The organism is Photobacterium sagamiensis (assembly GCF_050337085.1).
In the GTDB taxonomy this organism is placed as follows: Bacteria; Pseudomonadota; Gammaproteobacteria; order Enterobacterales; family Vibrionaceae; genus Photobacterium; species Photobacterium sagamiensis.
Genome location: NZ_JAKJSP010000031.1, coordinates 17,110 through 43,060, shown reverse-complemented (window position 1 = coordinate 43,060; position 25,951 = coordinate 17,110). Strand labels below are relative to the sequence as shown.

The 25,951-nt window shown below is 46.1% G+C and carries 20 protein-coding genes; 13 read left to right on the top strand and 7 right to left on the bottom strand.

The features are described from left to right. Positions 1-78: 78 nt before the first annotated feature. From L4D76_RS15830 to L4D76_RS15800, 7 genes are all read left to right on the top strand, one after another. Positions 79-864, top strand: coding sequence for a helix-turn-helix domain-containing protein (locus tag L4D76_RS15830; RefSeq protein ID WP_428441863.1), 786 nt, complete (start codon positions 79-81; stop codon positions 862-864). Between the two features lie 406 nt (positions 865-1,270). Next, entirely contained in the window at positions 1,271-4,396 is a 3,126-nt protein-coding gene (gene putA, locus L4D76_RS15825; RefSeq protein WP_428441862.1) for a bifunctional proline dehydrogenase/L-glutamate gamma-semialdehyde dehydrogenase PutA, read from the top strand. 34 nt (positions 4,397-4,430) lie between these two features. Next, on the top strand, positions 4,431-5,126 hold the full coding sequence (locus tag L4D76_RS15820; RefSeq protein WP_428441861.1) for an aldehyde dehydrogenase family protein: 696 nt from the start codon (positions 4,431-4,433) through the stop codon (positions 5,124-5,126). A 164-nt stretch (positions 5,127-5,290) separates the two neighbouring features. Then, positions 5,291-6,787 (top strand): sodium/proline symporter PutP, encoded by a 1,497-nt coding sequence (gene putP / locus L4D76_RS15815; RefSeq protein WP_428441860.1) that lies wholly within the window; start codon positions 5,291-5,293, stop codon positions 6,785-6,787. 140 nt (positions 6,788-6,927) lie between these two features. Then, entirely contained in the window at positions 6,928-7,311 is a 384-nt protein-coding gene (locus L4D76_RS15810) for a DUF2784 domain-containing protein (protein ID WP_428441859.1), read from the top strand. Then, the gene (locus L4D76_RS15805) at positions 7,308-8,066 is read left to right on the top strand and encodes an alpha/beta hydrolase (protein WP_428441858.1); all 759 of its coding nucleotides are present in this window, start codon (positions 7,308-7,310) and stop codon (positions 8,064-8,066) included. Before L4D76_RS15810 ends, L4D76_RS15805 begins: the two co-directional genes overlap by 4 nt. A 149-nt stretch (positions 8,067-8,215) precedes the next feature. Beyond that, positions 8,216-9,502: a tetratricopeptide repeat protein gene (locus tag L4D76_RS15800; RefSeq protein WP_428441857.1), complete on the top strand. Its 1,287-nt coding sequence runs from the start codon at positions 8,216-8,218 to the stop codon at positions 9,500-9,502. Between the two features lie 22 nt (positions 9,503-9,524). Here L4D76_RS15800 and yieH read toward each other — a convergent pair whose 3' ends face one another. Further along, positions 9,525-10,181 (bottom strand): 6-phosphogluconate phosphatase, encoded by a 657-nt coding sequence (gene yieH, locus L4D76_RS15795; protein WP_428441856.1) that lies wholly within the window; start codon positions 10,179-10,181, stop codon positions 9,525-9,527. Positions 10,182-10,511: 330 nt separating this feature from the next. Here yieH and L4D76_RS15790 point away from each other — a divergent pair, with 330 nt between their 5' ends. Continuing rightward, positions 10,512-11,174: a CatB-related O-acetyltransferase gene (locus L4D76_RS15790; RefSeq protein ID WP_428441855.1), complete on the top strand. Its 663-nt coding sequence runs from the start codon at positions 10,512-10,514 to the stop codon at positions 11,172-11,174. A gap of 77 nt (positions 11,175-11,251) precedes the next feature. Here the strand turns inward: L4D76_RS15790 and L4D76_RS15785 are convergent, their stop codons facing one another. From L4D76_RS15785 to L4D76_RS15760, 6 genes are all read right to left on the bottom strand, one after another. Next, positions 11,252-13,282 carry an oxidoreductase gene (locus L4D76_RS15785; protein WP_428441854.1) on the bottom strand — a complete coding sequence of 677 codons (2,031 nt, stop codon included), beginning with the start codon at positions 13,280-13,282 and terminating at the stop codon, positions 11,252-11,254. Between the two features lie 186 nt (positions 13,283-13,468). Continuing rightward, on the bottom strand, positions 13,469-14,494 hold the full coding sequence (locus tag L4D76_RS15780) for a helix-turn-helix domain-containing protein (protein WP_428441853.1): 1,026 nt from the start codon (positions 14,492-14,494) through the stop codon (positions 13,469-13,471). A gap of 670 nt (positions 14,495-15,164) precedes the next feature. After that, a complete protein-coding gene (locus L4D76_RS15775) occupies positions 15,165-15,872 on the bottom strand; it encodes a type 1 glutamine amidotransferase (protein WP_428441852.1) in 708 nt (235 codons plus the stop codon). Positions 15,873-16,096: 224 nt separating this feature from the next. Then, complete coding sequence (locus tag L4D76_RS15770) at positions 16,097-16,738, bottom strand: TetR/AcrR family transcriptional regulator (RefSeq protein WP_428441897.1); 642 nt, start codon at positions 16,736-16,738, stop codon at positions 16,097-16,099. A 550-nt stretch (positions 16,739-17,288) separates the two neighbouring features. Then, complete coding sequence (locus tag L4D76_RS15765) at positions 17,289-18,311, bottom strand: linear amide C-N hydrolase (protein WP_428441851.1); 1,023 nt, start codon at positions 18,309-18,311, stop codon at positions 17,289-17,291. A 175-nt stretch (positions 18,312-18,486) separates the two neighbouring features. After that, positions 18,487-19,260, bottom strand: a complete 774-nt coding sequence (locus L4D76_RS15760; RefSeq protein ID WP_428441850.1) for a hypothetical protein — start codon at positions 19,258-19,260, stop codon at positions 18,487-18,489. A 620-nt stretch (positions 19,261-19,880) separates the two neighbouring features. Between L4D76_RS15760 and L4D76_RS15755 the strand changes: the two genes are divergently transcribed. From L4D76_RS15755 to L4D76_RS15735, 5 genes are all read left to right on the top strand, one after another. Beyond that, the gene (locus L4D76_RS15755) at positions 19,881-20,093 is read left to right on the top strand and encodes a hypothetical protein (protein ID WP_428441849.1); all 213 of its coding nucleotides are present in this window, start codon (positions 19,881-19,883) and stop codon (positions 20,091-20,093) included. Between the two features lie 34 nt (positions 20,094-20,127). Next, on the top strand, positions 20,128-21,189 hold the full coding sequence (locus tag L4D76_RS15750) for an acetyl-CoA hydrolase/transferase family protein (protein WP_428441848.1): 1,062 nt from the start codon (positions 20,128-20,130) through the stop codon (positions 21,187-21,189). Between the two features lie 26 nt (positions 21,190-21,215). Then, complete coding sequence (gene fadB / locus L4D76_RS15745; RefSeq protein ID WP_428441847.1) at positions 21,216-23,360, top strand: fatty acid oxidation complex subunit alpha FadB; 2,145 nt, start codon at positions 21,216-21,218, stop codon at positions 23,358-23,360. 14 nt (positions 23,361-23,374) lie between these two features. Beyond that, positions 23,375-24,538, top strand: coding sequence for an acetyl-CoA C-acyltransferase FadA (gene fadA / locus L4D76_RS15740; RefSeq protein ID WP_428441846.1), 1,164 nt, complete (start codon positions 23,375-23,377; stop codon positions 24,536-24,538). 771 nt (positions 24,539-25,309) lie between these two features. Further along, entirely contained in the window at positions 25,310-25,951 is a 642-nt protein-coding gene (locus tag L4D76_RS15735; protein ID WP_428441845.1) for a TIGR04219 family outer membrane beta-barrel protein, read from the top strand.

Below are 25,951 nucleotides of genomic sequence, written 5' to 3'. Positions count from 1 at the left end.
TTAGAGTAAGCCCGCACTGGTGTCTTGCTGCTGTTATTGAGACAATAAGATATCTCCATTTGGATTGTATTGCTTTACATGAACGATAAGTTTAAACCCTCAGAGATTGTCGTGTTACCGGAACTGATGGAACATCATAACCACGGTTACAATCAGGTCGTTATTGGCCTGTCGGGGCAGACAGAATTTGATATTGAAGGCTATGGTAATTTGGTTTATCCGGGCCAGGGCTGTCTGGTGACAGCTGACTCAGAGCATGCGTTTTCCGGAATAGGGAAAAATGAGATCCTGGTATTGAATCTGCCGGTTGAGAGTTTCTCTTTTGATCAAACATTACCCTCTTATGCGAATGAACGGATGGAGCGTTTGTTTGAACAATCAGGCTATTTTCACCTTGATACTCAGGCACAAAACCTGATCAAGGCACTGACCGCCGAAATGATGGCTCACCCGGATGACTTGCTATTGAGCAAAGCCTGTACCGATACCTTGATGTGTATCTTGCAGCGTCATTTTAAGCCGCTGGCATCAGACCGCCATGTCTCTCGCCTTAATATGGATGTTATCGATCAGTACATAATTCAGCATCTAATTCGTAAAATATCGATAACACAACTGGCTGGATTAGTGTTTCTCGGCGAGAGCCAGTTCCATTTATTGTTTAAAGAACAAACAGGGATCACTCCGCATCAGTATGTTTTGAAAAAACGTTTGGAAATGGCGAAACAGCTAATGGAAGAGTCGCAACTCAGTCTGGCGCAGGTGGCACAAAGCTGCGGATTTGCCAGTCAGAGCAGCTTTACTCAATCGTTTTCCCGTTTATACGGTATGCCGCCGGCGCGGTTTAAAAAAGAGCATTTGTAATATCCCTCGCCACACAGTTCATCTTTTTATTTTTTAATTCATGATCTTATGGTTTTGTTGGCGGTCTTTTTTACCGCCTGAAAACGGTCTTGTCTGGGGTGGCCTGGCTTCATACCCCTTGGCTTACCCCTCTCTTCTCCCATGACTCTTTGCGCATGAATATCCCAGCCTCCTCCTTTAGTAACATAATTCATTGTTTACGGAATTTGTGCTGAATTAAACGTCAATCTAGATATTTTGCTGATGATTTGTGTCTTATTTTGTTAAAAAACGGACTTTTTCTAAAAATTATCGGAGAATATAGCAAGACTATCAGAGCTGCGGAAAATAGAATCCCCTCAATAGTAACACTGGTATAACATTTAGACTGAATGAGAATTCAGAATATATTATTGAGGATACGATTATGTTCAATGCGGCAGATGTACTTCAGCCATCGTTTATTGAGCGGCCATTGGATGAAATTTGGCAACTGATTTCACCGCTTTATTCTGCAGATGAGTCACAGTGGCTCGAACAACTGCTTCCTTTGGCTGAGCCTTCAGAGCAAGAACGTAAACAGACCACAGAAACAGCAGCAGAGCTGATCAAGCGCGTGCGCGCAGATCAAAATGCAATTCAAATGATCGATGCGCTGCTGCTGGAATACAGCTTAGATACCAAAGAAGGTATTTTACTGATGTGTCTGGCTGAAGCCTTAATGCGTATTCCTGATGCCGCAACCGCTGATGCACTGATCCGCGATAAGCTCAGTGTTGCCGATTGGAAATCCCACCTCAAAAATTCTGACTCTCTGTTCGTCAATGCCTCAACCTGGGGGCTGATGCTAACCGGTAAAGTGGTCAGTATGGATGCCAAAGAAGATGGCACGCCTTTGCATGCGATCAACCGCCTGGTCAATAAAATGTCTGAGCCGGTGATCCGTCAGGCTATGCATCAGGCCATGAAGATCATGGGTCATCAGTTTGTGTTAGGCAGAACCATTGCGGAAGCGATGAAGAATGCTAAGGACAAGCGTGATCAAGGGTTCACATACACGTTTGATATGTTGGGTGAGTCGGCGCTGACGGCCCATGACGCCCAGAAGTATTTTAAAGACTACATTATGGCGATCGAAGCGGTTGGTCGTGATACTTACCATAGTCAAAAGCAGAGCAATCGGAAATCACCGGATCCGACGGTATCGATCAAGCTATCTGCGTTGCACCCGCGTTATGACGTGGCAAATGAAGCGCGTGTACTGGATGAAATGTATCACTCGGTACTGACATTGTTAGAGCGCGCCCGTGAGCTGAATATCGGCATTACCATTGATGCCGAAGAAGCTGACCGTCTTGAACTGTCGCTGAAGCTGTTTGAAAAACTGTACCGATCTACCGTGGTACGAGGCTGGGGACGGTTTGGTCTGGTGGTACAGTCTTACTCTAAATGCGCACTGCCGGTATTGGCCTGGATAGCGGCGCTAAGCAAAGAGCTGGGTGATGTGATCCCAGTGCGTCTGGTGAAAGGTGCATACTGGGATAGCGAGCTGAAATTATCACAGCAAAAAGGTTTTTCCGCTTATCCGGTCTTTACCCGTAAAGAAGCGACCGACAGCTCTTATCTGGCATGTTCCCGCTTCCTGTTGTCTGAACACCTGCGCGGGGTGATCTATCCTCAGTTTGCCAGCCATAACGCGCATACCGTATCGGCGATTGTGGCGATGACGGATCATCGAGATTTTGAATTCCAGCGTCTGCATGGCATGGGTGACGCACTGTATAACCATGCGATGGAGATGTATCAGGCTAACGTGCGTATTTATGCGCCAGTGGGTAGCCACAAAGATTTATTACCCTATCTGGTACGCCGTCTGTTAGAAAACGGTGCCAATAGCTCGTTTGTTCACCGTCTGGTCGATGCAAACTGCCCGATTGAGACTCTGACGGAGCATCCGGTCGATACGTTACGTTCACGCCCCACATTGCATAACAGTTTGATCCCGTTGCCACCGCAAATTTTTGCTGACAAGCGTAAGAACTCGGCGGGCATTAACATTGATATTGAATCACAGTGGCGTCCGTTTAATGAAGCTATTCAGGCCTTTAGCCAGCATCAATGGCAAGCGGGTCCGATTGTCAACGGCGTAACCTTGAATGGTGAGCTCAATACGGTGACGGCGCCGTACGACCGTGGTGAAACAGTCGGTCAGGTTGCGTTTGCCAGCCAGAGCCAAGTGGCGCAGGCGGTTGAAGTGGCGGCAGCCTGTTATCCAAGCTGGTCGCAAACGCCGCCGGCTGAGCGTGCGCAGTGCTTGCTGCGTCTGGCGGATCTGCTTGAACAACACACCGGTGAGCTTGTTGCGCTGTGTCACCGCGAAGCGGGTAAAACCATTCAAGACAGTATTGATGAAATTCGTGAAGCGGTCGATTTCTGTCGTTTCTACGCGGTTCAGGCGGCAACAGAGTTTGCTGCACCACAATCGGTTGCTTGTTTTGATGGTTCAACCAAACAGCTGAGCTATCAGGGGCGGGGTGTCTTTGCCTGTATCAGCCCATGGAACTTTCCGTTAGCGATTTTCTTGGGTCAGGTTTCTGCCGCTCTTGCTGCGGGTAATACCGTGGTGGCGAAACCGGCAGAACAAACCTCGCTGATTGCCTTCCGTGCCATTGAACTGATGCTGGAAGCGGGTGTGCCTGCCGGCGCGATCCAACTGCTGCCAGGTCGTGGTGCTGAAGTGGGCGCCCCACTGACGTCTGATACGCGTATTTCGGGTGTTGCGTTTACCGGTTCGACAGAAACCGCACAACGGATCAACCGCTCGCTGGTCGCTCGCGATTGCGAACCTGTTCCGTTTATCGCGGAAACCGGAGGTCAGAATGCAATGATCGTCGACAGTACTGCGCTACCAGAGCAGGTTGTGCGTGATGTTGTCCGGTCGGCATTTGCATCGGCGGGCCAGCGTTGTTCTGCATTACGGGTATTGTTTGTGCAGGCTGACATTGCCGATCGTATTGTTGCACTGATCAAAGGGGCGATGGCCGAACTGTCGGTTGGCCGTCCCGAATTGCACAGCACCGATGTTGGTCCGGTGATTGATATTGATGCGAAAAGAAAGCTGCTGACGCATATTGAGGCGTTGAAAAATACGGCCAAGCTGGTCGCACAAGCAACGCTTGGCGATGACTGCAAGGCGGGTGATTTTGTTGCCCCGACTGCATTTGAAATCAGCAGTATTGATATCCTGAAAAATGAAAACTTTGGCCCGATCCTTCACATTGTGCGTTTTAAAGCGAATGAAATTGATCAGGTGATTGACCAAATTAATAACACCGGGTTTGGCCTAACGTTAGGTGTGCATAGCCGTAACGAACGTACCTATTGTCATATTGAGCAACGTGCTCGTGTGGGTAACTGTTATATCAACCGTGATCAGGTTGGTGCCGTTGTCGGGGTTCAGCCGTTTGGCGGTCAGGGCTTGTCTGGTACTGGCCCGAAAGCGGGTGGTCCGCATTATTTGTACCGTTTTACCCAAGACATGTTCAACGCGTAATGGCAGCTAATCTAAGTTGAAAAAGGAATAAGTCATGACAATAGGTATTCAATCGATAGTGGGTAACAGTTTAGCCGCATGGGAAGGCTGGAACGGGCTTGGTTATGAAAAGCGCATCCAGATCCTAAACCTGTGGGCAGAGCAACTGGAGCAATCCGCTCAGGCGATGGTGTCTTTTCAGTGCCGTAATGCATCAGAGCATGTTGGTGAAACCTTACTGATGCCGGGCCCGACAGGTGAGACTAACGAGCTTTACAGTGCCGGCCGTGGCGCATTTATTGTCACCGCCGATGCTGATGTTTCGATTACCGCTGTTATAGGCCAGATCACCGCAGCATTAGTGACCGGTAATACACTTTTAGTTAGCTTGCCGTCAGAGTTTGCGTTGTCGGCTGGCGAATTAGTCGCACAACTGGAGAAAGCGGGTTGTGCACGCGGTGTGATCACTGCCATTGATAATAATCAACTTGCCGATTTTACCAACCATACCGCGATTGCTGGTGTGGTTTATGCCGGTCAGTTATCGACATCACAGTCGCTGGGGCGTCAATTGGCTGCAAATGACGGATTATTGGCTCAATTGATCTGTGAAACAGATTGTGAGTCGTTACCCGTGATTGGCAGCCCGACCTATTCGTTGAGGTTTGTGACCGAAAGGACGCGAACGATCAATATTACTGCCGTCGGTGGTAATGCCACTCTGCTGGAGCTGGGGAGTGGCGAGCACTAATTTCTAAGTAACTGTTCGGCTCATAGCTATTCACTCGAGCGATTAGCGATTGAATGAACTTGCTGTGAGCTGAGCAGCGACGTAAATATGCTGGATAGTAAGTTCAGCAGATAAACAAAGCCCCTGCAATGAACAGGGGCTCAAAAAACTGAGGGAACTCAACAATGATAGAAAATAGCTTTGCTATTACAGGAACGTTTATTGTCTACTTGATTGGCATGATGGCGATTGGATATATTGCATATAAGCGCACGTCAAACTCATCAGACTATTTCTTGGGTGGCCGTACATTGGGACCATGGCCTGCTGCGCTTTCTGCGGGTGCATCTGATATGAGTGGCTGGTTGCTGCTTGGTCTGCCGGGTTATGCTTATGCGGCTGGTCTGGAATCGCTCTGGCTGGCTGGTGGTCTGCTACTAGGGACTTGGCTGAACTGGCTAATTTGTGCCAAGCGTCTGCGTACATACAGTATCACGGCTGATAACTCGCTGACCTTGCCTGAGTTTTTAGCGCGCCGCTTTGACGATAAATCTAAACTGATCCAAACTATTTCAGCATTCTTTATTTTGCTGTTCTTCCTTTTCTACACCAGTTCAGGTTTAGTTGCCGGCGGTAAATTGTTCGAAACGGTATTCGGCCTTGATTACAGCATTGCTGTGATTGTCGGTACTGTTTGCGTTGTATCATATACCTTATTTGGCGGATTCTTAGCGGTATCCTGGACTGACCTTGTTCAGGGTTTACTGATGTCTGCAGCACTGGTTATCGTCCCCATCGCTGCAATGCAAGGTGGTATTGGCGATCTGACGGCTGCACTTGAAATGAAAAACCCGGAGCTGCTGACGCTGTTTAATGATGTGAAAGGTCAGCCGTTGTCAGCGATTGCGATTATCTCTCTGGCTGCATGGGGCCTTGGCTACTTTGGTCAGCCGCACATCCTGGCCCGTTTTAAAGCAACACGTTCTAATCGTGATATTGCGACAGCACGTCACATTGCCGTAGCATGGACAGCCATTTCTATGGCGGGTGCAACCTTAGTTGGTCTGGTTGGTATTTTGTATGTCGATAACCAATTAGCCGGTGAACTGGCTGATGGTGAGAAAATCTTCATGTTGCTGGTCAACTCTATTTTCCACCCGGTTGTTGCGGGTATTTTGCTGGCGGCAATTCTGGCGGCCATTATGAGTACTGCTGATTCACAGCTGCTTGTCTCATCTTCTGCACTGGCTGAAGATTTCTACAAGCAGGTCTTCCGTCCTCAGGCGTCTACGGAAGAAATCATGATGGTCGGCCGTGCGGCGGTGATCATCCTGTCTATTGTTGCCTTAATGCTTGCAATGAATCCTGACAGCACAGTGCTTGGTTTGGTTTCTTATGCCTGGGCGGGCTTTGGTGCTGCATTTGGTCCGGTATTACTGCTAAGCCTGTTCTGGAAGCGTATGAACCGTAATGGCGCGTTGACGGGTATCATTGTGGGTGCGCTGACCGTGGTTATCTGGAAACAGATCACCGGCGGTATTTTCGACCTGTATGAAATCGTACCGGGCTTTATTTTTGCGACTTTATCGGTTGTGATTGTTAGCCTTACAACCGGCGAGCCTTCTGCCAAGGTACAAAAGCAATTCGATGAATTTGAAAAGAACCTTGTTGAGCTGGATTAAGCTTACTTAAACCAGGCGGTTTGAGTTAAAAGGTATTAGTGATAAAAATGCCAGTCCTTCCGGACTGGCATTTTTTTTAAACCAGATTAATGGCTAAGTTGAGCGGGTGGCACCAGACTGAAGATTAGGAGGTGAATACCATGATTTATCGAATTTTGGCGGATCTTGTCGTGATCGTGCACCTGCTGTTTATCATTTTTGCACTACTGGGCGGACTCCTGGCGATTGTGCGAAGTTATCTGGTTTTTGTTCATCTCCCTGCCGTCATCTGGGTTTTTGTGATCAGTTTTAAGGGCTGGATCTGTCCGCTGACCCCATTGGAAAACCAGTTGAGAAATGCTGCGGGTAGCGAGGGATATACGGGAGGATTCATTGAGCACTATATCATCCCCATCATTTATCCGTCCGCGTTAAATTTCAATTTGCAGATCGTGTTTGGCTTGGTTGCCGTGGTGATCAATATCGGTATCTATTCTTTTGTCTATTATAAGCTGATGACAAGGCAAGGCAGGATACGAGAATGAAAAGTGTGCTGGTAACGTTACTGTTGCTCTATATTGCCTTCTGCCTCGTTCTCTTCGCGATGCAACGTAAATTTTTGTATTTTCCGCAACCGGCAGGTGGACTGATCGGTGCGGCTGAAATCCACTTCGAATCGGATGGCGAGCAGCTGAACGGCTGGGTAGTCAATGAGGGGCACCCCAAGGCGTTACTCTATTATGGCGGTAATGCCGAACGCATCGAAGATAACATTCCTTTTTTTGAGGCGGTACTGCCGGACTATACTGTGTATTTAATTCCCTACCGGGGGTACGGCAATAGCACCGGAGAGCCTACCGAAGAGGGTTTATACAGCGATGCGCTGCATATTTTTGAGCAGATCAAAGCCAGGCACGTGCTGATTTCGTTGATGGGACGGAGTCTCGGCTCCGGCATTGCCACCTATGTGGCGGCTAACCGAGAGGTGGAAAAACTGATATTGGTAACGCCTTTCGATAGCATTGAAAGTGTCGCGAAAACGGTCTATTGGATGTTGCCGGTCTCTTTGCTGATCAAAGATAAATTTCAGTCATTACACCGAGTTAAAAACATTACCGCGAAAACATACATCTTCATTGCGGAAAATGACCGGGTGATCCCCCGGGCCAGTACTGAACGGTTAATTGCTCAGTTCACCGATCAACTGGTGACCATTACCGTTATCGCCAGAGCCGATCATAATGATATTTCGCAATATCCCGAATATGTTGCAGGGCTTAAACACGCGCTGGAACAATGATCAATGCAGAGATGATTACATCTCCAGTATCTATCTATCTATTTCTATAGGGAATTTTATTAAAAGCGTCTTATCTGAGATTTAAAAGCTATAGAATTACCGAGATCGGCCGTTACAAAGAGGGAGTTATTCTATTTACCTGGGGCGTTATGTCAGACATTGTGATGGGGTTAGGCCTGCTTGGGATCCCACTGATTTGGTTAGTGATACGATATTTTATGGTGTCCAAAAAACAGCAGGAAGCCGCAAGACTGCAGGCTTTGAAAGATGAAAAATATAGGCTTGTGTTGAAAAAAGCAAAAATATCTGAGCGCGAAGAAAAGGTTTTCAAAGGACAAACCGGCCATATTCCAAGCCAGCTATCTTTAGCTAAAGAGTATGAGCTGACGAATATACGCGAGGCAATTAACTGGTATCAGAAAGCTGCAGATTTAGGCAATGAAATCGGCCAGCATGCGTTAGCTCGCCTGTGTCGTCAGGATGTTGATGATCCACAAGGTGAAGCGAGATCTCAATATTGGGATGCCGTGGTCAGATCGAAACGAAAAGAGCCTGAAGCGCTGTTCAACCTTGGTCACTATTTACTTCAGGGTCATGGCGCCGATGTCGACTTTGATGCCGGCATCGAAAATATCACTGCAGCCGCAGAAATAGAATATATCCCGGCGCAGCTTTTTTTGGGAGATTGGCTTGTGGCTGATCCCAACCCTGTAAAACAACCGCATAACGCGTTTTGCTGGCGTTTACGGGTGGCAAGAAATAATGATGTCACGGGTTTTATGAAAACAGCTTACTGCTATCAGACAGGGGTTGGCGTGAATAAAGATAAGCAGTGTGCCATTTATTGGTTAGAGCGTGCTGCCGAGCAAGGTAATACTGAAGCGCAATATTTAGCCGCTAAAATGCATCTTGGCTCTGATGCCAATGATGCTGCGGTTGCTTATATCTGGTTTTCTATCGCGTATGCTTCCGGTAATAAAGAAGCAAAAAAGGATCGTGACGGTGTGGCGCAAATCATTGGTATTGAGTCGATTCTTAGCGTCCAGAATGTGGCAAAGTCTGTCTATAAAATCTTGCGGAATAAACCGGTGACTGAACATTTTGTGATTCACTTGTTGGATAAAGTGTATGGCCGTAGTGGTTATCATCCTACCGGTGAGCAATTGAATGCACTGATTGACGGAGAGAGTTCCGCAGGTGGTGAACCAGATAACACCGTACAGACGGATGATTTTTCTGCAGAAATATCGGTCAAACCGATCTCTTTACCTGAGCAATCAGAGCAAGAGGATAACAGTTGTACGTCAGTCGTTGGGACAAGTCGTGTAGCGGAAAACAATGCAACAGCAAAGCAGCAATACCAGCAGCAAAGCTGGGCAACATCCTGGGATACATTGATTGCTGATACTGAGACTCAGTCAGATAAGTCATCGTGACTGATATGGCCGTAAACAATCCCTAAATATACTCAAGTAACTGAGGCATTTCGGTAAGCGTCGTGACATTAGGGTGATCTACCCGCACTGACTCCGGTGTGGTCAAAAAATGAAATGTGCGGATCTCGGCGTTTATACCAGCCTGCACACCTTTCACCGTGTCATCAACAAAAGCACATTGCTTGAGTGATACGCCCATATTCATGGCAGCAAAATGCAGTATATCGGGTTCTGGTTTCCAGCTGTTGGCTTCGAATGCACTGAATAGCTTACCTTCAAAATAGGGTAACAGGCTGGTCAGGCGCAGGGCATGCTCAATTTTGCTGACAGGGGCATTGGAAGCGATGCACATTTCATAATCATTCGCGACAAGCGCTTCGAGCAGCTCTGGTACTCCCTGAACCGGATTCAAACCCTGCTCAAATAACCGTGCACATTCCTGGCGATAAAGGGGGTCGAGAATATCAATAGAAATCAATAAGCCGACTCTTTCGCACGTATCTGCCAGAATATCAGCCAATTTGCCACCCTGAAAATGACGTAAGCAGTCATCAAGACTGAGAGTGACACCAAAACGGGCAAAAATATTGACCAATGCCTGATTACATAGCTTTTCACTATCAACCAAAGTGCCATCACAATCAAAGATGATACACCGGATATTATTCTCTCTGTCCATAGCGGTGGATCCCAAGTTGTATTACGTTCTTATATACGGTTAATACAGCACTAGTGTTTCCACAATGTGCATATTGTGTATTTGTTAGCTTAATCGGCTAAATGGACGAGGTAATGTGAAAAATTGAGAGACAGAGCCTGCCATTCCTGCACACATTTCGCTTGAATTGAATCTCCAGAGGAAGCTCTGAATCATGCCTATTGAACTGGTTTGGGTATATACTTTTGGGAAAAAGCAGAATAAACAGGCAATACCATAAAACTCGCCCTGCAGAGCATTGACTATCAGATCTGACTTGAAAGCACTAGGATAATAAAAAAAGGGGTAATTATGTCATCATCAATTTTTCCGACCTGGCTTGGCGGATATGAAATAAAAGAGCACATTACCAACCCGAATATCCAGGTCGGTGATTACACCTACTATTCAGGTTATTACCACGAGAATCATTTTGAAGATCAGTGTGTACATTATCTGTTGGGCGATGCCTCGAGCAATAAGGTATGGGAGTCAGGGGTATTTGGCGAGGTCGATAAATTGATCATTGGCAAGTATTGCTCAATCGCTTCTGGGGCCATATTTATGCTGGCAGGCAATCAGGGACACCGGCACGATTGGATATCCTCCTTTCCTTTTGACTATGAAGTGTTTGGCGAAAAGGTAAAATCCGGTTTTGAGCGCGCTGGCGATACTATCGTCGGCAATGATGTCTGGATTGGCAGTGAATGCGTCATCATGCCGGGTGTCACCATTGGTGATGGTGCCGTAATTGGTGCCCGTGCGGTAGTCACTAAAGATGTCGAGCCTTATACCGTTGTGGTCGGAAACCCGGGAAAAGCCGTTAAGAAACGTTTTACTGAGCAGCAAATCGCGATGTTGCTTGATATGAAATGGTGGTCTTGGCCGCTGGAGAAGTTGCAGGATAATATGGATTTAATGTGCAGTTCTGATATTGAAGGATTGTTTGAACGTTACCGGCAATTTGAACAATAAAAAGGACCGCCCGGTTATAAATCAGGCGGCCAAACTCATATTTAGTCGTCAGCATAGACTAAATAATAGAGACAATTTTATAAAGAACGAGCTACCTCGTAGCCATCCCAAATCGCTGCCATAATGGTGCGTGCCTGCTGGCTGTCACCAATATTGAAGATTTCCTCGGCATCCAGTTCATTAACCAATGTTTCGTGAAGGCTGTTTTCAGCCTTGTAGCCCAGAGCCAGAACGATATGATCAGCCTTCAGCGGTTGGCATACATCACTGTCACCAGCCGGATGAACAACAAGGCCGGTATCTGTGATGTGCTTAAGGAACGTCGAAGTTTGGACATCCACATTCTCTGCCACCAACAACTCTTTTAGCATCTGGTAGTTGGCAAAGCAGGTACCGTGAGGGCCGCCGATGATATCGTCAGCACCTTCGATTAAAGTGACACTCTTGCCTTTTTGTGCCATCCAAAGGGCCGCTTCTGTACCCACCAGGCCACCACCGATAACCACGACTTGTTGACCCGTGATCAGCTCAGGCTGCATCAGCATATCTTCGGCGACGATGACATGCGGTTTGTCTTTGCCTTCCAGCCACTGTGGCTGAACCGGGCGGGAGCCAGTGGCAAAAATGACACTGTCAGGCTGCTCGGCTTCAATGGTCTGCTTGGTCGCGGTAGTATTCATGCGAACATCGACCTGCTTGCGATCCATTTCACCGGCAAACCACTCGAGCAGTTGCTTATCGTCGTGTTTAAATGGTGCTTGGCCGCCAGGGATAACATTGCCGCCGAGGGCTCCGGATTTCTCCATCAGTACCACATCATGGCCACGATCGGCTGCGATACGGGCCGCTTCCATGCCGCCGACGCCGCCGCCGATGACGACGACTTTCTTGCGCTTATACGCCGCCGTCAGCTTGTACTCTTCTTCCCGGCCACAGCTCGGGTTGACAGCACATGAGATATTACCCACTTCCGCCATGCGGCCAAGGCAGCCTAGATGGCACGACAGGCATGGACGAACTTCTTCAAAACGGCCACGACGGATTTTGTTAACGACTTCCGGATCGGCCAGCAGCGGGCGACCCATCGAAATGCCGTCGGCAATGCCTTCATTAACCGCGTGCGAAGCCAATTCAGGATCTTCCATACGCCCAGCCATCAGGACGGGAATATCAACCACTTCAGAAACGGCTTTACAATATGGCTGATACATACCTGGTTTGAAGTAGTTAGGCGGATGGTTCCAGTACCATGAATCGTAGGTGCCGGCATCGACGTTAAGGGCGTCAAATCCTGCATCTTGCAGATATTTAGCTGCTTTCAGACCTTCTTCCATATCACGGCCGACTTCTTCTGCCTGTTCGCCAGGCAGGATCCCCTGACCAAAGCCCTTCATATTACCTTTTACGGAATAGCGCAGTGATACCGGGAAATCTTTACCACAAATAGCCTTGATACCCTGAACGATTTCAACGGCAAAGCGGTAACGGTTCTCGAAGTTGCCACCGTACTGGTCGGTACGCTTGTTGAAGAAACTCATGGTGAACTGATCAAGCAGGTAGCCTTCGTGAACAGCGTGGATCTCAACGCCATCAAATCCGGCTTTCTGGGCAATCACGGCAGATTCGATGAACTTACCAATGAAGTATTTAACTTCGTCTGTTGTCAGTTCCCGGTGGGTGATCGATGGGTCGAAGCGGTTTTGAGCTTCTGACGGGGCAATAGATTTATCTTCCGGGGTGAAGCCCGGAATGCAAGAGCGGCCCCAGCCAGCGGTGAGCTGGGCAAAGATTTTGGTACCGTAGGCATGAACACGCTCGGTCATTTCCTTGGCGCTGCGGATATACGCAGTCGGCTGGTAAGTTGGGCAAGGCAGCGACGGCATCGGGAACTGTTCAAGTTCGTTTTCGACCATCTGGACGCCGGTAATGATCAGGCCAACTCCGCCTTTGGCGCGAGCAACATAGTAATCAACACCGCGGTTGTTATAGGCGCCATCGCCATCCACACAACCCAAGGTACCCATCGGGGCCATGGAATAGCGGTTTTTTAGTTTTAACGAGCCAATATTCATCGGCTCGAATAAAACTTTATGCCCTTCTTTCATCATTGCTAACGCTCCAGTAATTTTACGGCGGCTATTTTGGTTAACCGCACTAACTGGCACGTATTAAAACAATATCTGATAGTCCTGACTTTGCTGTTTGGGACAATGACATTACATTTACCGCCATTGTCTCGTAGTTTGATTCAGATCATGCTTATTCAGTGGCTGCTTTTCTTAAGATTATGATTGTTAGTTATTTAAATGGGTTGGGCTAGTGCCGGTCCAGCGTTTGAATGCGCGCGAGAAGGCACTGAGATCTGAAAAACCCAACTGAAAAGCAATTTCAGTCATGTTGATGTTGGGCTGGTTTAACAGCTGCAGCACCTTCTCAAGTTTATATTTCTCTACCACACTTCGATAGCTGGTATTGACTTCGGCCAGGCGACGATTGAGGGTCCGGATACTGATCAGCATTTCTGATGCGACTTTATCGCCGGAAATATCGGCCAGTGTCGGTAGTTTATCGAGGGTATTATAGATCTGTAATACCATATCGTCGGTTTTTAATTCTGCCGTGCGCTTGCGAAGCAAGGCCCGTGTACTGGGGTAAATTTCAGCATCGCTGGTGACTAAGGGCGCAAACAAGTACTGGCGTTTAATACAAAGCTTCCGAATGGGGGAGCCTAAGCTTACCTTGCAGTTCATGTAGTTTTCGAAACGAGGAAGAAGCTCACGGTCAAACGGCCAGTTGATCAACTGAACTTCCAGATCCGGTATATCATGGGCTGAGGTTTGGCGAATGATCTCGATCATGGTGGCGATGTACAGCGTTACCCCGACATACGTCACGTGGGACTCTTTGTTGAGCGGCTCGTTATTGATCAGCCAAAGTTCAACATCACCCTGGGCCGTTTCGTGAAAACTTACCCGCATAGGGGCTCCGATAAAAATACAGTATTCGCTGATATCTTTTAGCAAGGTGTACAGATTGGGGGCAGTCCAAAGCGTCAGGGTAAAACTACCGAAGGTCAGCGGGTTGACTTTTTTTGCGGCCACTACTGAAAAAAGGGGATCATTGATATCATTCGCCATCTGGTGATGAATGTGGCGGACTGTGCGGACATCCCAGAGGATCGAGTCTTCTCTGTCGGTTTCCAAAGGCGTGAAGTAGTCTTGAACGTTTAGCTCATACTCCTTGGCTGTTTGCTTTAATAGCTGTAGCCACCCCTTGTGTATGGATAGTTTCGGATGCGGGAGTTCGACGTTCGTTTTCATAGCCTATTAAATACGGCTCTTCATAATATCTAAACTGTGCAGAGCCAATTCGTCATCATGACAGGTCTTAGGCTCAAGGTAGATAAGCAATTAATCGTATCAGCGACGCTGACTGACTCCCTTTCGGTGACCTTAACGTTTTGATTGCGCAAGGTTATATGTTGAACAACAAGGTGTTCGAAAAACAATCCATGTATCGCGCTTGTCTATCTCAAGTGAATGAGCAGAGATTTATGAGAACAATATAACCTTTTGAGATATAAAACATATAAGGATAATAATACTTTTTTTGAAAGATTAAAAAAGGTGCGGCTGTTTTTGAGGGCTTGGTAACATTTTATTTTTTGTTTAACCCTGTCCTTATCCGCTGAGACAGCTCTTTCTATCTCACTGGCGCTGATTTCGCTTTGTCCGCAGAATACCCTCATGCGGTATTTAAGATCGAGGGCACCCGTTGGTTAATCGTCATAATGCTAAAGATAATGGGTGCTGAGGAGATCATCACTCAGCACTCCAGTTTGCGACACAACCACATTAAGGCCGTTATTATGTCTCGTTAGGGTGTAAAACAACCCTACGGCTAAAAGACCATAAGTTAAAACGTAAACATATAAGACCAAATTAATATTGTCGATTATTGTTGACATGGGTTCCCTTCCAATTCAGTTGTTTAGTACTTGATAAGAGCCAACCACCGTTCCGCTAGTTGCTGACAAATAATGTGCTGAGTGGAAAACTCCGCAGTGGTAAATTCAAGCATTTGTTGCGCCATGTCATGTCCCTTTTCCCCAAGCGCCTCGCGAACTGAACCTGCCCAATCGCGAACTATTTGCTCGGTAACTTCTGGATGAAATTGAACGCCATAACTCCACCGGCCAGCCCGAAAGGCCTGATTACTACAGTTTTCGCTAGTCATCAGTAGTTGACTGTTTTTGGGTAGATAAAAGCTGTCCTGATGCATTTCGTACAAACGGCACTCTTGTGGCAAGCCGCTGAAAACCGGATCCTGTTCGCCTGCTACAGTCACATTGATATCTGTAAAACTGAGCTCCCAGCCATGATTGGAGCGGAAGCCCGTATCTAAGGCTCTTGCCAACAGTTGGGCACCCAAACAGATGCCAAACACCGGTTTTTGCGCGAGGTGAAACTCGTGAATCAAACTGATCACATAATTTAAGAACGGATTTTGCTGATCATCAAATGCCCCGATTTTGCCACCGAGAACCACCAATCCGTGATAATCAACGGAGCTGCACTCTGACAGACGATCCCCTTGATAGCTGTGTAATGTTTCTAGCTCTGCGCCAGAAGATATTAATGACTGACCAAAGTGTCCAGCAGGTGCCAGTTTGTCATTCTGAACAACTAAAATTTTCACCAAAACTCACCACCGATGTGTTTTCCATTAACCGCTACTTAGTTATCTCCTAAGCAATCAGATCAAATGTAATATTTATCATGTTTATTAAAATATAATATTTATCACATTTGTGAAGTGTTTTTTTTACAAAGATTCAAAAAGCAGAGGCGGTAGTGCACAGATCAGTGTGCACACTTGGTGATATTCGAAGGGGCAAACAAGGTTAATAAGAGTTTGGAGTGTTAGACAGCTGAAGTGGATTTGGTTGGTAGAGACTCACCCAAATGGGTCGTAAGATAACCGATAACGGCTTTCAAAGCTTCATCGTAGTAACCTGGACGGATTTCGTCATACAGTGAAAGACTTCGCTGAAAAGCGGCATCTGCAACATTCACGGAGATCGCAACTGGATCTTTCAGGGCGTCAATATCTTCAATAACAAATCGCTGCTCCAATTCAACGCAAAACCATTGAGAAAAAGTGGTTAAACGGCAAGCTGCGCCCATACGCACATTCAGGGTGGTATCCATCCCTAGAAACAGACGCTCATTGACAATATTTGATGTATAAAAGCGGTAAGAAGAAAGCACTAAAATCTCCGCTAGCTGTTGCCAACGAGAAACAACGGCATTTTCAAGCCGCTTTTTAAACCCTTCCATCAATTCATGAAACTGACGTTCAGCTAATGTCTCAAAGATGAGTTCGCGAGTAGGAAAGTATTGATATACGGAAGCGGCCGGTAGCTTTGCCCGTTCAGCGATCCGATATGCAGTTGTCTCTTGTATCCCCACTTCCGCAATCAGCAACTTGGCAGCAACAAGTATACTCTCATAGCGGGCAATCCCCCGGGGCTGAACCGGTCTTCGTACTTTTTTAAGCTTCACTTTTTCCAAAATTCCTCCATCAATAGGGTGAAGATTGATCAACAGACCCTACAACAGTAGGTTTGCGAAATAAGATAACATGCTCTGCGTAACACTAGTCGTAGAAAATGATAGTAATTACAAAGGTGATAATTATCATGTTTTAAGTCTAGCTTAGAATTTCTCAAGGGTTGACGTGCTCAATTATGCGTTGTTTACATTAAAATCACCTATTGGTCATTTTTTGGTGTACTGCGTTGATCGCCATGTGCGGCCGGCCAGCGTCCTTCTTCAAGCCTGGGCATGTTGCCAAGAAGTATATTTAGAGTCAGTTGTTTGAAAAGTTTACAGAAGATATGGATGTAAAATTAGATGAGCGGTTGGACATCAAGCGCTATCCTAACTTTCAACTTGCTGCCGAGGTGGACGTTACTAACGGCATTCAGTTAAGTACAGTAGATATGACCAGAAGTGGCGAAACACTGTAAAATAGGGCACCAAAGGCGGCGTTGCTGTGTGATGGATGATGTAATGGAAGTAAGGCTGCTGGTATCAGCAGCCTTAAGCTATTTTATTTACCAGAAGCGATGATTTGCGACGTGATGTCACCGCCAAGTTTAGGATCATCCATCTTGAAGCTGATGTCTTTTCCTGATTCTAGAATGTCATAGAAATTAAACTTAACATTGGTCCAGGTATCGCCCCACAGGTATTCCCAAACTGCATCACCAGTGTTGAGGTTCTGGGTCAGAGACCATTCTGTCGCGTAACCGGCCATCACACCATTAACTTCTTTGTTAGAAGCATCATGCGGGATCCGGAATGCCGTTGTAGCCAGTTTCATCATACCGTTGATAGATGAGCTTGGTTGTTTTAGCTGCTCGCTGAAATAAGAAGCGTGCAGGAAGCGGTCACGTGGGTTGGTGTTACCGGTCGAGCCAAAGTCGGCCTGGCTCCAGGTTTTGGTGATTTTGCCAGAAGCATCTTTCCATGCATCAAGGTGAGTTTGCTGGCTTGGCTGGTTGGTCATCACCATCGCTTCTTCGCCGCGATAAAGTGAAACACCATCTTTATCATGCTCAATAACCAGACGGTCGCCTGATTTATCTGTCAGTGACCAGTGGAATGTTGGCGCCGCAGGTATTGCTGGGTGTGAGACTAGTTCTGCTTTAATCTTATTGATGCTATTGGCTATCTCTTCAAGCGTTGCGAAGTTTGCGATCAGGTATTCACCGAATGCCAGCTGAGAGACGCTACCTGCACCTTCATCATTCATGTTCATCGGGGCATAATACAGGGTATTAACTTGCATACCTTCACTGTTAATTCCATCGTGAACCAGACCGCCATATGAAAGAATGGCTAAAATGTCATATTTGGTTTTATAAGTATCACCGTTGCCTTTTATGCCATGGTTAAAACGCTCTGTGCCCGCCTTAATGGTACCAAGCACCGGGGATGTAGGTTCCACCCAGTCATTAGTTCGCGTGGTCAGCACACCCGAGTCGGTATTCCATGCAATAGCGGTACACGCTTGTGAAACAGCAGTGAATGAGGCAGCTGCAATGGCAGTTGCAAGAATAAGTTTTTTCATGTTTTTTTCCTATGGAAATAAATTTACAAATTCAAAACAAGGTTTATTATTTTTATTGATAAATAAACCTTGTTAGTTAAATTACTTATGTTTCTCCCGATTGGTATAAAAAACTAATATACAAAGCTTGTCTAATCAAAGCACCACCAATAAGCCCGGTGAATAGCAAGGTGGATTACAGGTAATATTTTAATCCCATTTCGACACGGGATGTATTTTGCCAGTCATTATTACTATCCGCTATAGTAAATTTTGACTCCTGGTGTTCAAATGTGCTGGTTAACCATAAGCGGCCAGTGTCTGTAATGGGGGTGGCAAGTAGAAGTTTAACCTTAAAACTCTCTCTTTCAATGTCGCCACCGGATAGAGACATATATTCAGGAAATAAACCAACATAGGCACGATTAGATGAAATACGGTGAGTGATATATAGGGCTGACATATAGCCATCTACATCTTCACCATACATTTCTCCTTTCGTATAGGCAATATTTGGGAATGCCATAAATTTGCCCGTATATTCCTGACTAATCATTGCAACCGTACCTAAAGAGATGATGCTCATATCATCACCATAATGCGGAATTTCCGGTAATTCACTGTGAATTAAGTCAGCAGAAAAGCCTATTTTAGGTAAAGCGGAAATACTGGTTGTCTTGGCCTGAAAATACTGCAGTCGGGTATTGCTATAGTCAAGTCCATAATCTTCATCATGAAAGTGAGTATCACCGAAAACAGCTTCACCATATAGTAAGAAGTTGTCACTGTTACTGTATGTACCTGATAATGAACCTAGCGCCTTTATATTACTGTCGCTATCAATACTGGCACCGACCTGAGTGTACACCTTAGTCATATCACCAGGGTCAATACTGCTCTCTTCATTAGCATAAAGCGTATTGTTATAAGATAAAGCCAATAACCCAGTTAATAAAATAGATTTTCTCATTATTTATAATCTGCATTGTTAATAAAATCTGGCGAAAGTCTAATCGTTGAAATGACGAATTTATTTGACCTGCATCGCTATTTGCGTCTCGTGACCTGTCAGGTCAAATGAATGTCTCAAGCAATCAAATGATTGTGTCAACACCAACTATCTTCGGAGTGTAATTACCATTTGGGCTCTCTAATAGTTGGTCGGTTTGCGCTCATGTTGACTTGAAGTTGTCAGCGAGAAAGAGAGTGTTCAAGCATTTATTCATCCAGCATCTTGGTAATCTCGGAACATAATTGGTTAAATGTTTCATTTCTGGTTGATTTTGTTGCTAGGGGGGAATGTTTATTCAGTGATCAATGTCTTATTTGTAATGAATATAAATCATGCATTTATATATATGTGAATAAAGTCTACCTTTCTATTCTTGACGTATGCGGTCATCTGATTGGCCGGAAATGCAAAGTGATACTTCTTGAATGAGGATATATTAGCTGCGTCAGAACAAGAAATTGTTTTCTGACCCCTACATTAACGACGAAGATAATATTACCAACCTTATTTAAAGGAATATAAATAAATTAAAGGTGGTAATAATCATAATGCTTTGTCTTACTCTCTGAGAGGCTGTTATGGCACATTGGCAAACGAACTATGAAAATAAGATAATTCCATTATCTGATGCAGTAAATATAATAAAGTCTGGTGATAAAGTTTGGGCCGGCGGGTATTTGTCTGTACCTGTTGGTTTCTTGATGGAATTAGATAAAAAAGCATTAACGCTTGATGGTACTGATATCTATGCCGGACTTTTAACTTATCCGTATAAGTTTTATAAAACCTGAATATCGAGGTCACCTGACTTATCGCAGTTTGTTTATGGGGCCACTAGAGAAAAAGTTCCAGCATAAAGGTAACGTTGAAATTGTAACCTATCACCTTTCTAACGTAAAAGAAGTGCTTGACCGCGTTAAATGTAATGTGATGGTGGTAGAGATGACGCCGCCAAACGCCGAAGGTTTCATGAGTATGGGCGCATGCGGAGGTGTTGGTAATGAGGTTGTTCTCCAACATGCTGACATGATCATTGGTGTTATCAATAACCAGCAGCCATTTGTTGGTAATGCTGAAAACTTGATCCATGTCGATCAGGTCAATTTCCTGACCGAGGCTCATCACCCGATTGCCGGTCCTAAAGCGGCCGAACCTTCCGACGTTGAAATTTCAATTGCAGAGCATGTGCTGCCTTATATTCAGGATGGCGCAACAATTCAGATTGGTATCGGGACTATTTCAAATGCGCTGGGTATGGGTCTTAAAGACCGCAAGAACCTGGGCATTCATACTGAAATGTTCACCGAATCAATGATGGAACTGTGTAAAGCCGGTGCAATTGACGGCACAAAGAAAAATTATAAGCCGGGTAAAATTATTACGGCTTTTGCGGCAGGTTCACAGGAATTAATCGATTATATTGATGGCAATCCGGATATTGAAATTGGCAATGTTGTTGTCGTCAATGATCCCTCTGAAGTTGCTAAGAACGATAACTTTGTCTCTATTAATACCTGCATTATGACCGATCTGACAGGCCAGGTGGCATCGGAAGGTGTTGGTCATATGCAAATTTCAGGTTCTGGCGGCCAGGTCGATTTTGTCCGTGGTGCCCGTATGTCAAAAGGCGGTTTATCTATTATTGCCCTGTCTTCTACCTATAAAGGAGCCGAAGGGATTGAATCAACCATTAAAGTGTCATTACCCGAAGGTACACCTGTTACTACGTTACGTAACGATGTGCAGTTAATTGCCACTGAACACGGTGTTGCTGATTTGCGCGGTCTGACAACCGTCGAGCGTGCTGCGGCATTAATTGATATTGCACATCCTGATTTTAGAGAATCCCTTCGCAGCCAGGCTAAAGCCTGTGGCCTAGTGAAGTAACCTGATAGCCAGTTGAGGAAATAAAAATGTATGTAGGTCAATATTTTCAGGTTGCAGAACGCGGCCAGTTTGCGGAACTGATTTTCGATGCCAAAGCCGACAGCGTTAACACGCTTCGTAATGATGCTCTGATTGAACTGAGTGAATGTGTTGAGACGATCAGAAGTAGCAGCGCGCGAGGTTTGATCATTCGTTCTGGCAAGAAATTGTTCAGTGCCGGTGCCGATGTGAAAGCGTTTCGTGAGCTGTTTCATGATGGTGAAGAAGCCGTTAGTGAGTACATGCAGTGGGTGCATGGTATTTACAACAGCATTGAAGATCTTTCTATGCCAAAGGTTGCGATTATCAATGGCGTCGCAGCAGGTGGTGGTGTGGAACTCGCATTACTGGCTGAATACCGTTTGGCGACAACTGATGCAAAAATCAGTCTGCCAGAAGTGAAACTTGGCATTATGCCGGGGTGGGGCGGTATGACGCGACTACCTCGTGTGATGGGGCTGGATACGTCGCTGCAGTGGCTGACAACAGGCAAAAACTTCCGTGCTAACGATGCATTGACTCACCATTTCGTTGACGGCGTACTTGACCCGCGACAAGTTGATCTTTTAGAAGAAGCGGAAGCTATTTTAACCGCTTGTCTGGCTGGTGATTTTGACTGGCGCGCACGTCAGAAAGAAAAACAGTCACCGCTTAAACTAAGTGATTATGAGCTGGCGATGTCACTGAATGTTGCTCGCGGCATGGTAGCAAAAGTGGCGGGTAAACATTACCCTGCGCCAACAATCATGCTAAATACCATTGAAAAAGCAGCAAAATGTCACCGTGATGAGGCGTTAGCGATTGAGCGTCAGGGCATTGTTGCATGTGTTGATACCGGTGTTGCTGATGCGTTGGTTTCCGTTTCCCTCAGTGACATGGCGGTGAAAGCAAAAACCAAGTCACTGACCAAAGGTGCCGAGCCAATCCAGGAAGTCGGTGTTATCGGTGCCGGTATTATGGGCGGGGGGATTGCCTATGTGACAGCAGATAAAGGCGTTGATGTAGTAATGAAAGACATCAACAAGTCTGGTCTGGCACTGGGTCTTGCAGAAGCGAATAAGCTACTGGCCAAGCAAGTAGAGAAAGGCCGCAAAAAGCCTGCGGCGATGGGGGACACGTTAAACCGTATTCAGCCAACCCTGCACAATAATGCGCTGGAAACCAATGATCTGATCATTGAAGCCGTTGTCGAAAATCCTAAAGTAAAAGAAAAAGTACTGGCGGAGCTGGAGCAGGTTGCGCCGAATGCAATCATTGCGTCGAACACATCGACATTGATGATCAGTGGGCTGGCCCATGCGCTCAAGCAGCCTGAGAAGTTCTGCGGTATTCATTTCTTCAACCCTGTACACCGTATGCCATTAGTTGAGGTTATTCGTGGTGAGCAAACCAGTGATGAGACCATTACGAAAGCGGTGAAGTACGTCAGTCAGTTGGGTAAAACACCGATTGTGGTGAATGACTGTGCAGGCTTTTTGGTCAACCGCTGCCTGACACCTTATTTCCATGCGTTCAATCAGCTGGTTGCTGATGGTGGTGATATTCCGACTATCGATAAAGTGATGAGCAAAGGTTTCGGCTGGCCAATGGGCCCGGCATATCTGCTTGATGTCATTGGTCTTGATACTGCTGCACACTGTATTGACGTGATGGATGAAGCGTTCCCGAGCCGTATGAGCAAGCCAGAGGTGAACGTTATTCAGCAACTCGTCGATCACAAGTGGTTTGGTCAAAAATCATCACAAGGCTTCTATGCTCATATCGCCGATCGTCGTGGCCGTATTAAGCCGCAGGCATCGCCTGAATCTAATAACCTGATTGCAACGTTACGTGACGGCACTAAAGAGTTTGACGCCGATACCATCACGTTACGCATGATGTTGCCAATGATGTTTGAAGCGATCCGCTGTCTTGATGAAGGTGTTGTTGCTTCGCCTGCCGAAGCCGATATTGCAATGATTTATGGCACGGGTTTCCCTCCATTCCGTGGTGGCCTGTTCTATTACATGGATCAATTTGGCCTGGAAAAACTGGTACAGGCTGCAGCGCAGTTTAAAGACTTAGGTGCATTGTACGAAGTGCCGCAAGGTCTGCTTGACCGTGTGAATAACAACCAGAAATTTTACGCATAATTGGGGATATGATGATGAAAAATGTAGTAATTGTTGATGCAATTCGGTCCCCAATGGGACGTTCGAAAAATGGTGTGTTCCGCCACACTCGTGCAGATGATCTTTCTGCTAACTTGATGAAAGCAATGTTTGAGCGCCAGCCGAATGTAAAAGCGGCTATGGTCGACGATGTTATCTGGGGTTGTGTACAGCAGACTGAAGAACAAGGCGTGAATATTGCCCGTAATGCTGCGCTGCTTGCCGGCTTACCGGTAGAAGTGCCGGCAACGACGGTTAACCGTCTATGTGGTTCGTCAATGGATGCACTGCATATGGCGACGCGTGCAATCAAGGCTGAAGATGCTGATATCATCCTGGTCGGTGGTGTTGAGCACATGGGCCATATCCCAATAAACAAAGGCATTAACCTCAATCCTGCCAATGATAAATATATGGCGCAGGCGTCAGCCATGATGGGATTAACCGCTGAAGCGTTGGGTAAACTTCATAAAGTGAGCCGAGAAGAGCAGGATACATTGGGCGCGCGATCTCACCGTCTTGCTCAGCAGGCGACTGATGAAGGCCGTTTTGATAATGAAATTATCCCGATGATGGGCCATGATGCCAATGGTCGTCCAATCCTAGTTAAGCATGATGAAGTGATCCGCCCGGAAACAACGGAAGAATCACTTGGTCAGCTTCGCCCGGTGTTTGATCCTATCCATGGTACGGTTACCGCAGGTACATCTTCAGCACTGTCTGATGGAGCTTCTTGCCTGCTGGTAATGAGCGAAGAAAAAGCCAAAGAACTCGGTGTGATACCGCGTGCCCGTGTGCTGGCAGCTACGACGGCCGGTGTTCCAGCTGCAATCATGGGGTATGGTCCTGTTCCTGCGACAAATAAAGCGCTGGATAAAGCCAACCTGACGATTGCTGATATTGATTTTGCCGAAGTCAATGAAGCATTTGCCGCGCAGGCAATTCCATGTCTTCGCGACCTGAAGCTGTGGGATGAGCGCGAATCGAAAGTAAATTTGCATGGTGGTGCGATTTCTCTCGGCCACCCTCTGGGTTGCTCGGGCGCCCGTATCGTCGGCACGCTAATCAATGTGATGGAGCAGCGTGACGGTCGTTACGGTCTGGCCACCATGTGTATCGGCATGGGCCAGGGGATTGCCACGATTATTGAACGTATCTGATACGATTTTTGACCGTAATAATAGCTAAATAAATAAATAAATATCTACCTACCTTTTTGGGCTCTTATTGAGGAGCCCTTTCAGATAGGGACTTCTTCTTTTTGGTATCTGCCGGAGAATGACAGGATACGCAGGCTTACTAATGGCGGGAGCTGTGACTCGCATCAATGTAATCGATTGCATTTGAGGTTATTTTAGCCTTGATTATCAAACTGTATGGAGAGAAAGATGGATCTTTTACGTTGTACTATTTCGTCTGATAATATTCCGACGCATTTTCACTCAGCGGATACCGCTATTGGGTTTATTGAGAAAATCCTTGAGGACGAGACGTTTTTTAGGGGCTCAATTGTAGTGCGAACTCAATCTCAGGAGGCGGAGTTCAGGTTTAAGAGTCAAGAAAACATGCTGGAAAGTCTGATGAATTTATAACGTTCTCTGAACAGGCGTTCGCTATACCCCCACGATGAACATCCTCTTCGTATGCATGGTTACCTTGGTGACCATGATTTTTCCTCTGCCTCTGAAAAAATGAATATTTTTTAAAGCGTGAATCGGATCCAGTTAAGTCAGGTTTATCAAGTAACTGGAGGAGATAAATCGCTGCTGTGGGATTTTGAGCCAGCATTCACCTCAGTGATAAGACCAGTCTCACTATTGATAATGATGATAATGTGGCAGCTGCGAGAGCATGATAGTGACAAAGTGATTTTGTCACGATGCTCTGGCCTGACTGCAAATTACAATTAGAAATTATCAAGGACAATAAAAGTGAAAAAAACAATGTTAGCCGCTATGTTATCGGCCGCTCCGTTTATGGCTTCTGCTGACGTGATGCTAGGTGCGGATGTTGAAGTTAATATGTGGCAACAAACACACAATTTTGCAGGTTCGGAAGTTGATGGTGATGACTATAGTTACACTTTTGAAGCTTCGCTAGAGCACTTTATCCCACTTATCCCAAATTTTAAAATAGGTCAGTCTGAAGTTGATAACGATGATTACGCTTATACTAAGCGTGATTACACACTGTATTATGAGTTTTTGGACAATGACTTAGTATCGCTGGATGCGGGTGTTGGCATTACTGAATTTTCTGATGGTAAAATCATCGGTGTTTCACTTGAGAAGTTTAGTGGATTTATACCGCATTTGTATGCAGGAGCAGAAGTCGGTATTCCTGGAACGCCGCTGTTTGTGTTCGCAAAAGGTAATGGTATAGCCTACAGCGACAACCACATGATTGATGCGTCAGTCGGTATTCAGTATGCAATCGGCCTTTATGCTTTTGATCTTGAACTACAAGCGGGATACAGAGTTCATCAACTTGATTTAGTGGGATTTGATGACTTGACCACTGATTTGGATGCTAAGACGGATGGTTTGTTTGCGGGCGTAAATTTCGATTTTTAA

Excerpts from the sequence above, each read along its gene's own strand:
- putA (WP_428441862.1), top strand. The coding sequence starts at position 1,271 with ATGTTCAATGCGGCAGATGTACTTCAGCCATCGTTTATTGAGCGGCCA.
- L4D76_RS15810 (WP_428441859.1), top strand. The coding sequence starts at position 6,928 with ATGATTTATCGAATTTTGGCGGATCTTGTCGTGATCGTGCACCTGCTG.
- fadA (WP_428441846.1), top strand. The coding sequence starts at position 23,375 with ATGAAAAATGTAGTAATTGTTGATGCAATTCGGTCCCCAATGGGACGT.
- yieH (WP_428441856.1), bottom strand. The coding sequence starts at position 10,181 with ATGGACAGAGAGAATAATATCCGGTGTATCATCTTTGATTGTGATGGC.
- L4D76_RS15830 (WP_428441863.1), top strand. The coding sequence starts at position 79 with ATGAACGATAAGTTTAAACCCTCAGAGATTGTCGTGTTACCGGAACTG.
- L4D76_RS15805 (WP_428441858.1), top strand. The coding sequence starts at position 7,308 with ATGAAAAGTGTGCTGGTAACGTTACTGTTGCTCTATATTGCCTTCTGC.
- L4D76_RS15800 (WP_428441857.1), top strand. The coding sequence starts at position 8,216 with ATGTCAGACATTGTGATGGGGTTAGGCCTGCTTGGGATCCCACTGATT.
- L4D76_RS15750 (WP_428441848.1), top strand. The coding sequence starts at position 20,128 with ATGGGGCCACTAGAGAAAAAGTTCCAGCATAAAGGTAACGTTGAAATT.
- L4D76_RS15780 (WP_428441853.1), bottom strand. The coding sequence starts at position 14,494 with ATGAAAACGAACGTCGAACTCCCGCATCCGAAACTATCCATACACAAG.
- L4D76_RS15820 (WP_428441861.1), top strand. The coding sequence starts at position 4,431 with ATGACAATAGGTATTCAATCGATAGTGGGTAACAGTTTAGCCGCATGG.
- L4D76_RS15760 (WP_428441850.1), bottom strand. The coding sequence starts at position 19,260 with ATGAGAAAATCTATTTTATTAACTGGGTTATTGGCTTTATCTTATAAC.
- L4D76_RS15765 (WP_428441851.1), bottom strand. The coding sequence starts at position 18,311 with ATGAAAAAACTTATTCTTGCAACTGCCATTGCAGCTGCCTCATTCACT.
- L4D76_RS15785 (WP_428441854.1), bottom strand. The coding sequence starts at position 13,282 with ATGATGAAAGAAGGGCATAAAGTTTTATTCGAGCCGATGAATATTGGC.
- fadB (WP_428441847.1), top strand. The coding sequence starts at position 21,216 with ATGTATGTAGGTCAATATTTTCAGGTTGCAGAACGCGGCCAGTTTGCG.
- L4D76_RS15790 (WP_428441855.1), top strand. The coding sequence starts at position 10,512 with ATGTCATCATCAATTTTTCCGACCTGGCTTGGCGGATATGAAATAAAA.
- L4D76_RS15755 (WP_428441849.1), top strand. The coding sequence starts at position 19,881 with ATGGCACATTGGCAAACGAACTATGAAAATAAGATAATTCCATTATCT.
- putP (WP_428441860.1), top strand. The coding sequence starts at position 5,291 with ATGATAGAAAATAGCTTTGCTATTACAGGAACGTTTATTGTCTACTTG.